Below are 14,732 nucleotides of genomic sequence, written 5' to 3'. Positions count from 1 at the left end.
ACCTTTCCAATTAGGTTTGAACATTTTTAACATCTGATTCCTTCATAGTCTTTTCCACGTTTCGAATCTGGCATAATCATCGCCCCTAAGAAAATTATGCATATTGTTAAAAGGTTTATTAAACTAAATGTAGAAACAATAAAAGATGTAAAAGTATCACGTGGTGCATATAATAATAATCTTGTCATCGATAAGCACATCCAAGCCCCTAAAATACCTTTTTTAAATAACTTAGGCATTAAAGCTAAGATTATTCCAATTATAAAGTTTCCTATTATAACTCCAAAATAACTAAAATCTTTAAACAGTTCAGCAATATAGCTAGAACCGTACCCCCATCCTGTTATATATCTGGAAGGGCTGAGAATATAAGAAACACTATCTGCAAAACTATTTCCATACAATGCTGATTCTATACTTTGTGCGGTGTACTTTGGCACATCAAATAATGCCTGAGTTATACTATTATTATTAATAAAATCAGTTAATCTACCAATAGTATAAAGCTTGCCTTCTGGTAATTGGGGCGCTAATGTTTGAGCGTAACCAATTAAATTTGCACTTACGCCCTGTGCATAGAAAAATTCACTTATTCCCTCTAAAAAAGAATGTTGAACTGTACTGTCCATTCGAAGATACGATACTGTATTTAATAATACAAGCATTACTGGAAATGCACCTAGACATAACATAATTTCCTTTTTCCCAAACCAGCTCTGATCTTTATCAGTAACATTTCTAAAACATAGATAAACTACAATCATCAATACATTTAATACGAAATTATTTCTCTGTCCCACTGCTAGCGAGAAAACCCCTAACACAAGATATAAAAATAAGGGGAATACTGTTTTTTTCTTAGTTGGCATAGTACCTAAATATACAAATAATGCCACCGGGCACATTTCTGCCAATTTAATTACCCACGATGGAAATGAGGAGGCATATGAAGAATACAATTCCATATATCCTACGTCATTAGTAAATTTCGCCTTATCCCATAGCACTAAAAAATTAAAAATATAAGTAAAATAAAATAAAATTTTACTTATAAATGCAATATTTTTTATATTTTTTGTACCATACCTTTTAACCTCTTTATTTCTTTTTTGCTCATCATCTTTTACAAAACAATATCCCAAAAATAAAAATAATAAACCAAGAAATAAGGTAACAAAGATACTCCATATTATCTGTTCATTATTAAAATCTAATCCATAATAGCTATCATTATATTTATCATAATATCCAGTTAATGGCTTAACTACTAATCTTGCTACTAAAAAAGTGAAAAAAGTACCATTAAAAGCAAAAAATACTATTCTTTCACTTAAACGTTCACCTGAATATAGTATATTATGGATAAACATCCCACAAATAGCTGTTAATATGATATTTAACTCTGAAAAAATCATCCCAATAATAAAAATGACGATTGAAAAAAACAAAGTAAAATACCTCAAAATTTTAACCAATGGTACACCCCCATTCATTCAATAAATTTTATTTATCTAAACTTGGTTATTTCCTGTTCTTCACAAAATCTATCCATAGATTATCTATTCTCTGCTGTCTACTATATTTTCGTTGAGTAATACCTTCCTGAGCTCTTTTCAGGTAAACATTATTAAATTCTCCAATAATTGTAGCTGGTGTACCAGCCACAATTACCCCACTTGGAACATCCTTTGTTACAATACTACCAGCAGCAATAATAACATTTGAACCAATGCGAACATTAGGCATAATTATAGAATTCGAGCCAATAAAAACATTATCCATAACCTCTATACATCCCATGTGAAAAACAAATTCCTCTGAATCATTTGACATATAATTAAAGACCTGATGTAGTACATCATGGCATACAAAAACTACTCCTGATGCAATTGATATATTATTATGTAATCGAATTAATTTAGGATCTCCAGGTAGTTTCCTCGGCTGAAAGAATACATTCTCACCTATCCCATGAAGGATATTTTTTTCCCTTAAATAGTCAGCTCTTTTAAATCCATTTGATAAAACTGCAAATCGTAGTTTATTAATTTTATACCGCAAACTCATAAAAGTTTCTCCTCTTATATGGATAAATTTAAATATCTACTATTTTCTAAAACAAGCTGATTTACAAATTCAGAATAAAGAACTTCAGCATTACTTCTTTCCTTCCAAATTCCTAACGCATTATCACACATTTTCTTATATTGCTCACTATTCATGCTATGAAATCCATTAAGTGATTCAACAATTTCTTTAACCGTACAATCTTTATCTAATAGATATCCATTTTTTCCATTTTCAACAACTTCCCTTGTACCACCAACATCCGTAGCGATAACTGGAAGCCCCATAGATATTGCTTCCATGATTGCTACAGGTACTCCTTCGGATGCAGATAAATTAACAAAAACAGTTGCAGGATTTTCTTTATACCAATTTAAAACCTCTTGATTTTTAACGAATCCAGTAAATTTAACTTGTTCCATATTAAGTTTACTTTTTGCTAATTTTTTTATACGTTCAAACTCTGGACCTCCACCAATATGAGTCCAGACATATGGGATATTCTTCTCTTCTAACTTCACTAAAGCTTCTATTAGTAAATCAATTCGTTTTACCTTACGTACTACAGAACAGCTCACAATATATAACTTATCGTTCATAGTATTACTAAGTACATTAGTTGAGATTGTTCCCAATCTTTCTACACTTACCTTATCCTTATATGCAGGATATGTTTGATTTAAAGCCTCTACTCCATCTTGCGAACAAGGATATACTGCATCAAGAGACTTTAATAAATAGTCTCTCTCCGGTAAATACTTCAAAGGTGCCGCATCTTCATACAAATCATATCTATGTGCGCGCGAAATTGTATATGGATTTCTTTCTTTAAAATATTTATGCTTTAATTCTACAGCAACTCTTGCAGTTATATATAACCAATAACTATATACTGTAATTGAATCATACTGTTCAAAATCATACTCATTCAATTGACGCTCTACTCGATCGTATACATCCATTGCACGACTTTCAAAATAATAACAATATAATTTATGCGACAGTTTCCCTTTAGAATCCGCTTTAATCATTTTTGTTTTTAATTTATCTTTATTAATAGTACTAAATTGCCTTAATACCATTTTGGATTTTCCTGCAATGGAATGTTTTATTCCTATTGGTAAAATCACAACATTTTCAGGGACAGTCCTAGTCTGTTGCATCTCATTAGATACCATAGTGGAAATAATATAAATCTTTTTATAACTCTTAGATAGGTACTCTATTTCTGATTCCAAATATTCCTCACCTTTATGAAAAGGGTAATAATTGGTCAAGAGTATCAAACAATTATTCACTAATTTCCCACCTTTTGTTTTTCATCGTTATTTCTATTTATATTTTTTGATTTTATTACAGAGGTTGCCGTTAAGAATATAACCTTTAGATCCAACATAAACGATACATTTTCTACATAATACACATCATTTTTTACACGTTGCTCCATTGTAGAATTATTTCTTAAGACCGCTTGATTATAACCTGTAATACCAGGTCGGACATCAAACTTTTTAAAGAATTCTTTTGGATAAATATCCTTATTTCCTAATGGACTTGGTCTTGGACCTACAAAACTCATATCACCTTTTAGTACATTAAGTAGTTGTGGAAGTTCATCTATACTTGTCTTCCTTAAAATATTTCCAATTTTTGTTACCCTTGGGTCGTTATCAGAATTAAATGTACTACCATCTTCATTACGAATATCCGGTGCATTTACTTTCATCGAACGAAACTTATACATAGGAAATTCTCTCATTCCTTTTCCCAATCTAGGCGCATTATAGAAAACAGGTCCCTTATCTTCTAATTTAATCATAATAACTACCGGTATCATGATTATTAGTAAAAAAGGAAGTAATAATAAAGAGCCTATTATATCAAAAACGCGTTTAATACCATAACGGTACATCATCCAACCCCCGCATTAATAAATGTATTTCCTCTACAGCTGTGGCAAAATTATAATCTGTTGAAAAATCTAGTAATTCCTTTGCTTTACTACTATCCATATAAGAAGAATGTATTCCTTCATTAGCATTAGGATCTTTCACTAATAAATTATCTTTGTTTCCAAACGCATTATTAATTGTATTTGCAACTTCATAATTTGTTAAAGCATCCCCACTACCTATATTAAAAGCACCTGAAAGCTTCTCTTGTTTTAATGCACAAATTACAGATTTTGCTGCATCTTTTGCATATAAAAACTCTCTTTTTGCAACACTATTAGCATGTAAAGTTAATTGTTCACCATGAAATGCTTGTCTGAAAAACCTATTAATCATATAATTATTTTTTTCATTAAACCCATATAAATGGGCGAATCTCAAGTTTTTAATAAAAAGCCCTTTTTTTCTAGAATAAATATTTCCAATATGCTCACAGGCCAACTTACTAACACCGTACATTAAATCAGGTAACGGTAATTCCTTCTCATTCCACGGTAGGGACGTTTCATCAGAGTAGGCTGATATTGTAGATGCATACACAATATTACTAATATTATTTTCATAGCATGCATCGTATAAATTTTGTGTTAGAATTTCATTATCATGAAACTCAGATATCTTCCCTTGGCTCCCTCTTGTGGCCGCAAGATGCACTACTGCATCTACATCATTTAATTGATTTATTAAGTCTTCCAAAGTATAATCCGAAATTCTGTATTCGTAATCACTCATCGTTTTACTACCAATACTTCTTGTTAAAATGATGGGAGTATTCCCTTCATTTTTAATGCTTTCAACAACGTATTGACCTAGAAAACCCGTTCCACCAGTAACAGCTATTTTCATCTTAGTCTCTCTCTCCATAATTTTTTTAATCCTAACCAGCACTACTCTCAAATTATTCAATGTCTTTATTTAATCTTTATAAATAAAATATCCAATTTTGTCATTTTTACCATTTACTGGACGGATATTATCTCCTTGTTTGTAATACTTAAAGCTATCTAGGGAATTTTCTATTTGATTTTCAAATGCCAAATAATCTGCTGCGGTATTTGGTTTTTGACAGATAAATTCCAAAATATATTTATCATTTGGATTTTTTTTGATATTCTCCAATTCAGAAGTATCCCCATTTAATAAGTGCTCAAATGTTAGCTTCATTAAATTAACTTCATTATAATAAGATAGTAAATTCCACATATGGCAACCATCTAAACGAGGGGTTATTTCAATAATATATGGCATTCCCTCTTCTAATTTCATTTGTGCATAAACAGGTCCATTTTTTATTTCCAATTTGGCACATGCAGCTTCTATTATGCTATTTAATAAACTCGTAGTATTAGAAGTAAGGTTTACAGTTGGGACAATGTGTTTATGAATTAATCCCGTATATTCAGGCCAAGTTTCTCTATCGGACGCAACTAAATACTTCACTTTTCCATTTACTAGATAACCATTTACAGAAAGTTCTGGACCAGAAATATATTGCTCTAATATTACTAATCCTGAACGAGAATATTCTGTAGCAGCCTTATAGCTTTCTACATATTCCTCTCGATTTTGAACTAATTTTACCCCTCTTTGCCCTTGTGAATCAGCTGGTTTTAAGATAAAAGGAAATTCCATTTTTAATTCATCATCTTCACTTTTTACAACCTGAAATTTTACATTTCCTTCAAAGTCGTTCCCCAAAGTTTTTCTCATTAAGTCCTTATTATTACATATACGTGCCGTTTTTTCTGATACAAAATGTGGCATTTCTAACTTTTCACTGATTAAAGATGCTATCGGCATAGCTAAGTCTGAACCTGTAGAGTAAACAACAGAAATTTGATTTTTCTCGATATAATCAATAATTGCCTCTGAGTCTAAAATATTTATTTCGGCAAAGTGATCTGCTACATCTGCTCCTGGTCCATCTTTAGCCATTGCACAAGCATAAGTTTCATATCCCACTTTTTTCAGTTCCAAGATTGCATCCATCTGAACTGCTGCAACTCCTAGAATTAGAACTCTTTTTTTCATATATTTATAGTTCTCCTTATCTATTGTTTAAAATCTCTTTAAAAGTATCAGTAATATATTTTACCTCTTCATTTGTTAATCTTGTATGTAAAGGTAACGTGATTTCATTTTTATACATATTAAATGCATTAGGATAATTCTTTATATCAAATCCTAAGTTTTTATACGCTGTAAACATAGGCAATGGTTTATAATGTACATTGCTTGCAATTCCCATCTCGGCTAACTCAATAATAATTTTATTTCTTTCAGACTCTTCAATCCCAGGCATTCTTGCTAAATAAAGATGTCCCGATGAAGAGAAATCATCCCCATAATGTTTCAGACTTTGAATTCCATATGGCAACAATTCTTTGTCATACATTTCAATAATCTCTCTACGTCTACCCATAAGAGATTCATATCTATCCAACTGGACTAATCCAATTGCTGCCATTATATCTGTCATATTACATTTATAAGCTGGGTAAACAATATCATACTCCCATGCGCCTTTTTGAGTCTTTGCTAGGGCATCCTTAGATTGTCCATGAAGGCTGTATAACATAAATTGTTGATATACCCACTCATCGTCTAAACCTAAATCATTGCGCCATACAACGCCCCCACCTTCTGCCGTTGTTAAATTCTTCACAGCATGGAAAGAATAGCAAGTAAAATCAGCAACTTGTCCACATCTCTTTCCTTTTCGTTCAGCACCAAATGCATGCGCTGCATCGGTCATTACAATTATTCTTTCAAATAACTCTTGAGTTTTATTATTAGGTTTGAATAAATCTTTTTTGCTTTCTACTACGCTATATATTGTATCGTAATCACACATTTTACCCGCAATATCAACTGGAATAATTACCTTAGTCTTTTCAGTAATCGCATCAGCAAGTTTTTCATAATCCATTTCAAAAGAATCAGGAGCTGTATCAACTAAAACAATTTTTGCCCCTACGTGCTCTATAATTGATGCAGAAGCTGTATAAGTATAAGCTGAAGTAATAACCTCATCTCCAGGTCCTACTCCTAAAATTCGAAGTGTTAACTCCATGGCAGCTGTAGCTGAATTCAAACAAACCGCTTTATTTGTTCCAACGTATTCAGCAATCTTCTTTTCCAGTTCCTTTGTTCTAGGACCTGTTGTAATCCAACCCGATTTCATCGCCTTTATTACTTCTTCTATTTCTACTTCTGTAATGTCTGGTGGAGAAAACGGAATATTTCTTATCGCATTATTAATCATTTAAGCTTCCTCACTTTACTTATTAATGTTCGTTTTAAAACTAGCTAGCAAAAGCCTCTTGTTATACTCAATGTTTTAAATTTAGCTATTTACTTCAACTTTATTATTCGCAAAATCTAATAAGATTTTCCTAATGTTCTCTTGACTCATCTGCTCAAACTCATCTATAAATTGTTGAATGGATTCAAAATCTTTTAAAACAGCCTTTCCTATATGAATTTTAGGAAATACTTGTTCCTTATAGATTTCATTATCATTTAACAACTCTTCGTACATCTTCTCTCCCGGTCTTAGTCCACTATACTCAATTCCAATTTCTTCAACAGAATAACCTGACAGCTGAATTAAATTCTTTGCCAAATCTGCAATTTTAACAGGTTCGCCCATATCCAATACAAATAGTTCCCCACCTCTTGCCAAGGATCCAGCTTGAATCACAAGTCTTGATGCCTCTGGAATTGTCATAAAGTATCGAGTGATATCTGGGTGGGTAACTGTAACTGGTCCCCCACTTTGAATTTGTTTTTTAAACAATGGAATTACACTTCCACGACTACCTAATACATTTCCAAACCTAACAGCTACAAATCGTGTTTGACTTATCATAGCCATGTGTTGAACAACCATTTCTGCAACACGTTTTGTTGCTCCCATTACATTTGTTGGGTTTACCGCTTTATCTGTAGAGACCATAACAAATGTATTGATTCCAAACGTATCTGCAGCTTCTGCCACATTTTTGGTACCAATTATATTATTTTTTACAGCCTCTTCAGGATTCCGTTCCATCAATGGAACGTGTTTATGTGCAGCTGCATGGTATACCACAAATGGTTTGTGCTTTTTCATTATTTCAAATATTTTATTTCGATCTTGTATATCAGCAATTTCCGTTACAAATTCTGCTTGCTCTTTATACTTAGTTCTCAATTCCATCTCGATATGGTAAATACTATTCTCTCCATGTCCTAAAAGAACCATTTTTGCTGGTTTATATTTTAAAATCTGACGGCAAATCTCTGATCCAATAGAGCCCCCAGCACCCGTTATTAAAACCGTCTTATCTTTAATCTTCTCACCTATTCCCTTATCATCTAATTGAACAGGCTCTCGCCCTAGTAAATCTTCCACTTGCACATCACGAAATTCATTTACAGACACTTTTCCATCTAATAAGTCTTCTAACATCGGCACAATTTGCGTTTTCGCCTTCGTTTTTCTACACTTCTCAAAAACCTCATTTATTTGCCCTCTATTTAATGAAGGGATTGCAATAATGATATGTTCTATATCATTATCTTCTACAATTTCTTGAATATGATTTGTTGTACCAATAACCGGCACATTATAAATTTCCAATTTTTGCTTATTTCTATCATCATCAACAAACGCAATTGGATACAAATCTGCTTCTTTATTATGTTGTAATTGACGCACCACCATCGTCCCTGCTGAACCTGCACCAATAATTAATGTTCGTTTTTTATCAGTTGCTTTTGAAATATATGTATCACGGAACATACGCCATACAAAACGAGAACCACCAATTAATAATAAATGTAACATCCATGCGATTGCTAAAATCCGAACATAAATATCATGATTTATAATCTGTTGAACAATTGCTGTTACTAAAATTGATAACGTAATTGCCTTAAATATTTGCTTTAGCTCTCCAATACTTGCATATTCCCACGCCTTGTTATAAAGCTTATAAATAGCAGCAAAAACATGATGACTACACAATAATGTAATAGAACTAATAACTACTGTCATAGGAATTTTGTTTAATACATTTGGATGTATAAACCAATAACTTAAATACACGGCAGTTAATACGATAAATGAATCTAATAAAATCAATAATGAGAGCCGTCTTCGATAACTCAATATACCTGTTCCCTTCTTTATATAATTCTTATCTTATTAATAATAAAAAAGGACATTCTATTATGAATGTACCTCTTCCTTTTTTACAAGTTCCTTCATATACTTCATTAACTCTACATTTAATTCTTCATTTTGTAGCGCCATCTCAATCGTCGTCTTAATAAATCCAAACTTCTCCCCAACATCGTAACGCGTACCCTCAAAGTCATAAGCAAATACACGTTGAACTTCATTTAAACGTTGAATCGCATCTGTTAATTGGATTTCTCCACCCGCACCTGTTTGTTGATTCTCAAGAAACATAAAAATTTCTGGTGTTAATACGTAACGCCCCATAATTGCTAAATTAGATGGTGCTGTACCTTCTGCTGGTTTTTCAACAAATTGACGCACTTGATAACGGCGATCGCTTTGTTCAATCGGATCGATAATACCGTAACGATGTGTTTCGTTTTCAGGCACTTTTTGTACACCAATAACTGATGACTGTGTACCTTCATATTGATCCATTAATTGACGTAAACATGGCGTTTCTGCTTGCACAATATCATCACCAAGTAATACTGCAAACGGCTCATTTCCAATAAACTTACGCGCACACCATACTGCGTGTCCTAGCCCTTTTGGTTCTTTTTGTCTTATGTAATGAATATTAATTTTTGAAGAAGCTTGTACCTTTTCAAGCATTTCATACTTTCCTTTTTCTAAAAGGTTTTGTTCTAGTTCAAATGAATGATCAAAATGATCTTCAATCGCTCGCTTTCCTTTTCCAGTAACAATAATAATATCTTCAATTCCTGATTCTATCGCTTCTTCCACTATGTATTGAATTGTTGGTTTATCAACGATAGGTAACATTTCTTTCGGCATCGCTTTCGTTGCTGGTAAAAATCTTGTTCCCAGACCAGCTGCTGGAATAATTGCTTTTCTTACTTTTTTCAATTGTAGTCCCCCTGCATCCTTTTATTTATATGTAGCAATAACAAAAACCCTACCTATAGAGTCATGTTTATAACTCCATAGGTAGAGTTTCTATTACAAATAAATTATGGGCATCTAACCCACCCTCACGTCATACTCCCGACGACAAGCGTCTAAGGTAGGTTCGAAATAAAAATTTCTACCCACAGCACGACCGAGTGCCCCCATTGATAACGGTTAGGAGACATCACCAATTTTTATTTAAAAAATACCGAACAATTTTTTACGGCGAATTTGTTCTGGATCTTCTTTGTAAATTGCCTTCCCGCTAATTAATAAGTACGGATTTTCTTTCAAATCACTCATAACACTCGTTCCAAATTCTTTCTCAATTAATTCATAGCTTTCCGCTAAATGAAATCCTCTTGACGTCGTATTATGTGCATCTGAAGCGACCATATGTGTTAAATTATGTTCTACAAGTTGTAGTGAAAACTTTTTAATTTTCTTCCCAAATTTACCCAATAAACTACCTGCCGTTACTTGCGTTAATGCCCCTTTATTTACAATGTTATATAACTTATCTGGCCTCTCGATTAACTCGGCATTACGTTCTGGATGAACAATAATTGGAATCATTCCCTTTACACGTAATTCGTAGAATAATTGTTCGGCATAACGTGGTACATGATTAGATGGAAATTCAATAAATATATATTTATTTGTTTCGTTTAAAGTAACGATTTTACCAGCTTCATAGTCTTCTAATAAATCGCCATATAACCTGACTTCTTGCCCAGGTAAAATAGTAAGTGGAATATTATGTTGTTGTAGTTCATCATTTAGTTGTTTTACGTGATGAATAATTGAGGTACGTTCATTTACATATTTTCCATTTTGATGGTGCGGCGTTGCGACAATTGTATGTATTCCTTCTGCAACAGCTTGTTGTGCCATTGCTAAACTATCTGTTACTGTCTGCGCACCATCGTCGATACCAGGTAAAATGTGACAATGTAAATCTATCATTTGTTTCATCCTCCCTCTCTCCTATAAAGATCTTTTTTCCCTTGAATATGAGATATCGCCCATATTCAAGGGAAAAAAGGAGATATGTTTTTACCATATCTCACTTTAAAACTAGTTTGCACCGTAGTAATAATATAAGCCTTGTTCACGCTCACGATCATTCAGAACAACGCCCAACAATTTACCTTTAGCCGATTCTAACAATCCTTTTGCTTTTACCGCTGTTTCTTTCTCTGTTGATTCACTACGAACAACAAGAATAGAAGCATCACATACATTTGCCATAATTTGCGCATCCGTTACAGCTAAAATTGGCGGCATATCAAAAATAACTAAATCGTACATACTGTATGCTTGTCCAAGAAGTTCTTTCATTGATTTTGAGCCTAACAATTCTGCTGGATTTGGTGGGATTGGACCACATGCTAAAAAGCTTAGATTATCTATAGATGTCGTTTGTACACATTTCTCTAAACGTTCACTATGTGTTAATACATTCGTGAGTCCAAAAATATTATCTACTTGGAACATTTGATGCATTGCTGGTTTACGCATATCTGCATCAATTAATAATACTTTTTTTCCTTGTTGAGCAAACACAACTGCCATATTCGCTGTCGTTGTCGTTTTCCCTTCACTCGGATTCGCAGATGTTACCAGTAATGAATGTAAATTCATATCAACAGCTGCAAATTCAATATTCGTTCGAATATTACGATATTGTTCTGAAATTGGTGATTTCGGTTGTTGATGAGCAATTAATTGACGGCGTTGACGATGACTTTTTTTCTTTTTAAATAAATTAAGAGCCAATTGTTTGTCCCCTCACTTTTCTTGATGATGGAGCGTGTGATTTCACGTTCATTGTTTCTTCATCCATACGAGCTACAATTCCTAATACTGGTAAGCCAAGTAAGTTCTCTACATCTTCTTCTTTTTTAACCGTGTTATCTAAGTATTCTAATAAGAATGCAAGACCAACTGAAGCTATTAAACCAACAACGAAAGCCATTGCTACATTTAACATTGGACGTGGTTTAATTGGAGATTGATTTTCTGCAACTTCTGCTTTAGATAGCACTGTTACATTGTCAACGTTCATAATTTTTGCAACTTCCCCTTTAAATACATCTGCAGTTGCATTAGCAATATCACGAGCTAGTTTCGGATCTTTATCCTCAGCTGTAACAGAAATAACTTGAGAATCCTTTTCATTCGCAATATTAATCTTCTTTGTTAAAGTTTGTGCTGTCATATTTAAATTTAATTTTTCATTTACCTGATCTAAGATTACTGGACTTTTAATAATAACCTTATATGTATTCGTTAATTGAATATTTGATTGAATTTCCCCCAACTGAATTGCTGCCCCTTCTTGCTTCTTCTGGTTAACAAGAATTTGCGTCGAAGATTGATAGATTGGTGTCATGAAGAAAAAGCTAATGATAGCACTTACAATAGCTGCACCAAAGGCGATTACGAGGATCATTGCTAAACGTTTTTTTAAGATATGAAATAAATCTTTTAAACTAATTGTTTCTTCCATAGGTTCCTCCAACTTTCTAAAATTTACACATAGGAAAAATTATAACATATAAATCTTACATTTTTTATTTTTAATAATTCAGTTCTATATTTGTTCACAAGAAACAAGTTTAATCTTACAAAATAATCTTAAATATGACAACACATTCCAATCATTTTCCAAAATTTTTATTTTATCACGTTTTTTACACTGTGTAACTTGATAAAGAATTTTCAGAAAAAAAGTAAAAAGCCAACAAATTTTTGTTGGCTTTTTCATATTTTAGTAATAACCATACTGCTCTTTTTCTTCTCTTTTATCGTTTAAAACGACACCTAGTATTTTGCCTGATGCTTTATCTAATATTTGTTTCGCTTTTACGATTTTATCTTTTTCCGTCTTTTCACTTCGTACAACGAGTACGATTCCATCACATTTATTCGCAAGTATTTGTGCATCTGTAACCGCAAGGACAGGTGGTGTGTCAATTAATATAATATCAAACATGTTATATGCTTCTAGCAACGCCTCGTCCATAGCCCGGCTCCCTAATAGTTCTGCTGGGTTTGGCGGGATTGGACCTGCTGCCATTAAGTATACGTTCTCTATATCTGTTTTTTGAATGCATTGCATAAGTTTTGCTTGTCCTGATAATAAGTTCGTTAACCCATTTGAACTATGAATGGCAAATAAGTTTTGTATCGTCGGCTTACGCAAGTCAGCTCCAATTAATAAAACTTTCTTTCCTTGTTGTCCGAAAACAACTGCTAAGTTTGCGATTGTTGTTGTTTTCCCATCACCTGGATCTGCTGAAGTAACAATAATAGAACGAACATGATTATCTACAGATGTAAACTCAATGTTTGTACGAATGTTACGGTATTGTTCTGTAATACGCGATTTAGGCTCTTTATGTGTAATTAATTGTCGTAATGGTTTTCTTTTCTTTCTCCCGAACATATTCATAATCTCCTTTTGTGAAATGCGACATTTCCCTTTTCTCTCTCTTATGCTCGATTTCATACGTCTAATTAATATTCTTGCTGATTTCCCCACATTTCATCATAATCAATAACATTCTACTTTGTCTTATTTAAGTACCTTAACAATATGACAATGCCCTTATTTCTTTATTACCTTTATCACTTATCCTGTTTTCTAGATAAACAATAAAGTAAGTATATGGTAATTGCCATCTATTTACAAGTAATTTTCTGATTAGTTTGTATATTATCGTTTCATCGTTATATAGCAGAAATTAAAAAAATCTCCTTGTCTTTTTACAAGGAGATTTTTTAGTACTATCTATTCTTTTTTATCACCAATCGCAAATGTAATTTCTGCCTCACATGCAACTTCACCATCTACTGTTGCGATTGCTTTTCCTTTTCCAATCGGGCCGCGTACGCGTGTCATTTCTACTTCTAGACGAAGCTGATCACCTGGGCGTACTTGTTTTTTGAAACGGCAATTGTCGATACCTGCAAAGAAAGCAAGTCTTCCACGGTTTTCTTCTTTCTTTAATACTGCAACTGCTCCGACTTGTGCTAATGCTTCTACAATAAGTACACCAGGCATAACTGCATAGTCAGGGAAGTGTCCGTTAAAGAATTCTTCGTTTGCGGATACATTTTTAATCCCAACCGCTCTTTTGCCTTCATCTACTTCTAATATTTTATCAACAAGTAAAAATGGATAGCGGTGAGGAATGATTTCTTTAATTTGTTCTATATTTAGCATGTAACAATCGCCCCTTTTGTAATATTGGTCTTACCACTTGGACATATTGCTATTATCCCATTTTGTTTATTGTTTGTCATTACAAAGTAACATTTTATATTTAGTACAACTTCCTAAAAAAAAATGCACACACTCTATTCCATTAAAATAGTTGCACATTTTTGCAACTGACACGGAGGTGGAAAAGAGTGTATGCCCAAATTAGGGAAAGGCAATATGTATTGAAACATTATTTGCCTTAATGTCGTATTCGACTCATTATATTATAAACGTTTTCAATTAAGGAAATATTAAATTTAACCATATATATGAATATTTTACCTGTTTCCTTCATATTTCTCTA

At 32.8% G+C, this 14,732-nt stretch carries 14 protein-coding genes; all 14 read right to left on the bottom strand.

Going from position 1 to position 14,732, the window contains the following annotated elements; genetic code table 11:
• Positions 1-26: 26 nt before the first annotated feature.
• On the bottom strand, positions 27-1,475 hold the full coding sequence (locus tag ATL10_RS07230) for an O-antigen polysaccharide polymerase Wzy family protein (protein ID WP_249275602.1): 1,449 nt from the start codon (positions 1,473-1,475) through the stop codon (positions 27-29).
• A 46-nt stretch (positions 1,476-1,521) separates the two neighbouring features.
• On the bottom strand, positions 1,522-2,067 hold the full coding sequence (locus tag ATL10_RS07225; protein ID WP_088022177.1) for an acyltransferase: 546 nt from the start codon (positions 2,065-2,067) through the stop codon (positions 1,522-1,524).
• A 14-nt stretch (positions 2,068-2,081) separates the two neighbouring features.
• Positions 2,082-3,365 (bottom strand): glycosyltransferase, encoded by a 1,284-nt coding sequence (locus ATL10_RS07220; protein WP_097924486.1) that lies wholly within the window; start codon positions 3,363-3,365, stop codon positions 2,082-2,084.
• The gene (locus tag ATL10_RS07215) at positions 3,365-3,979 is read right to left on the bottom strand and encodes a sugar transferase (RefSeq protein WP_025709684.1); all 615 of its coding nucleotides are present in this window, start codon (positions 3,977-3,979) and stop codon (positions 3,365-3,367) included. Before ATL10_RS07215 ends, ATL10_RS07220 begins: the two co-directional genes overlap by 1 nt.
• A complete protein-coding gene (locus ATL10_RS07210) occupies positions 3,960-4,865 on the bottom strand; it encodes an NAD-dependent epimerase/dehydratase family protein (protein WP_097924484.1) in 906 nt (301 codons plus the stop codon). The genes ATL10_RS07215 and ATL10_RS07210 overlap by 20 nt, the downstream gene beginning before the upstream one ends.
• A 69-nt stretch (positions 4,866-4,934) precedes the next feature.
• On the bottom strand, positions 4,935-6,050 hold the full coding sequence (locus ATL10_RS07205; protein ID WP_097924482.1) for an ATP-grasp domain-containing protein: 1,116 nt from the start codon (positions 6,048-6,050) through the stop codon (positions 4,935-4,937).
• A 16-nt stretch (positions 6,051-6,066) separates the two neighbouring features.
• Complete coding sequence (locus tag ATL10_RS07200) at positions 6,067-7,284, bottom strand: DegT/DnrJ/EryC1/StrS family aminotransferase (RefSeq protein ID WP_053563328.1); 1,218 nt, start codon at positions 7,282-7,284, stop codon at positions 6,067-6,069.
• A gap of 81 nt (positions 7,285-7,365) precedes the next feature.
• Positions 7,366-9,174, bottom strand: coding sequence for a polysaccharide biosynthesis protein (locus ATL10_RS07195; RefSeq protein ID WP_141553467.1), 1,809 nt, complete (start codon positions 9,172-9,174; stop codon positions 7,366-7,368).
• Positions 9,175-9,234: 60 nt separating this feature from the next.
• A complete protein-coding gene (bpsC, locus tag ATL10_RS07190; RefSeq protein WP_110496650.1) occupies positions 9,235-10,116 on the bottom strand; it encodes a UTP--glucose-1-phosphate uridylyltransferase BpsC in 882 nt (293 codons plus the stop codon).
• Between the two features lie 240 nt (positions 10,117-10,356).
• The gene (locus ATL10_RS07185; protein WP_097924607.1) at positions 10,357-11,124 is read right to left on the bottom strand and encodes a tyrosine-protein phosphatase; all 768 of its coding nucleotides are present in this window, start codon (positions 11,122-11,124) and stop codon (positions 10,357-10,359) included.
• A gap of 111 nt (positions 11,125-11,235) precedes the next feature.
• Positions 11,236-11,937, bottom strand: a complete 702-nt coding sequence (locus ATL10_RS07180) for a CpsD/CapB family tyrosine-protein kinase (RefSeq protein WP_061884781.1) — start codon at positions 11,935-11,937, stop codon at positions 11,236-11,238.
• The gene (locus ATL10_RS07175; protein ID WP_097924478.1) at positions 11,927-12,670 is read right to left on the bottom strand and encodes a YveK family protein; all 744 of its coding nucleotides are present in this window, start codon (positions 12,668-12,670) and stop codon (positions 11,927-11,929) included. Before ATL10_RS07175 ends, ATL10_RS07180 begins: the two co-directional genes overlap by 11 nt.
• Positions 12,671-12,931: 261 nt before the next feature.
• Positions 12,932-13,609 carry a CpsD/CapB family tyrosine-protein kinase gene (locus ATL10_RS07170; RefSeq protein WP_000467944.1) on the bottom strand — a complete coding sequence of 226 codons (678 nt, stop codon included), beginning with the start codon at positions 13,607-13,609 and terminating at the stop codon, positions 12,932-12,934.
• 345 nt (positions 13,610-13,954) lie between these two features.
• The gene (fabZ, locus tag ATL10_RS07165; RefSeq protein WP_000931959.1) at positions 13,955-14,389 is read right to left on the bottom strand and encodes a 3-hydroxyacyl-ACP dehydratase FabZ; all 435 of its coding nucleotides are present in this window, start codon (positions 14,387-14,389) and stop codon (positions 13,955-13,957) included.
• Between the last annotated feature and the right edge of the window lie 343 nt (positions 14,390-14,732).

It is taken from the genome of Bacillus sp. 196mf (assembly GCF_003217275.1).
Taxonomy (GTDB): domain Bacteria; phylum Bacillota; class Bacilli; order Bacillales; family Bacillaceae_G; genus Bacillus_A; species Bacillus_A thuringiensis_S.
This window is presented reverse-complemented; position numbering and strand designations above follow the sequence as displayed.

Excerpts from the sequence above, each read along its gene's own strand:
- ATL10_RS07225 (WP_088022177.1), bottom strand. The coding sequence starts at position 2,067 with ATGAGTTTGCGGTATAAAATTAATAAACTACGATTTGCAGTTTTATCA.
- ATL10_RS07215 (WP_025709684.1), bottom strand. The coding sequence starts at position 3,979 with ATGTACCGTTATGGTATTAAACGCGTTTTTGATATAATAGGCTCTTTA.
- ATL10_RS07210 (WP_097924484.1), bottom strand. The coding sequence starts at position 4,865 with ATGAAAATAGCTGTTACTGGTGGAACGGGTTTTCTAGGTCAATACGTT.
- ATL10_RS07205 (WP_097924482.1), bottom strand. The coding sequence starts at position 6,050 with ATGAAAAAAAGAGTTCTAATTCTAGGAGTTGCAGCAGTTCAGATGGAT.
- ATL10_RS07200 (WP_053563328.1), bottom strand. The coding sequence starts at position 7,284 with ATGATTAATAATGCGATAAGAAATATTCCGTTTTCTCCACCAGACATT.
- ATL10_RS07185 (WP_097924607.1), bottom strand. The coding sequence starts at position 11,124 with ATGATAGATTTACATTGTCACATTTTACCTGGTATCGACGATGGTGCG.
- ATL10_RS07175 (WP_097924478.1), bottom strand. The coding sequence starts at position 12,670 with ATGGAAGAAACAATTAGTTTAAAAGATTTATTTCATATCTTAAAAAAA.
- ATL10_RS07170 (WP_000467944.1), bottom strand. The coding sequence starts at position 13,609 with ATGTTCGGGAGAAAGAAAAGAAAACCATTACGACAATTAATTACACAT.
- fabZ (WP_000931959.1), bottom strand. The coding sequence starts at position 14,389 with ATGCTAAATATAGAACAAATTAAAGAAATCATTCCTCACCGCTATCCA.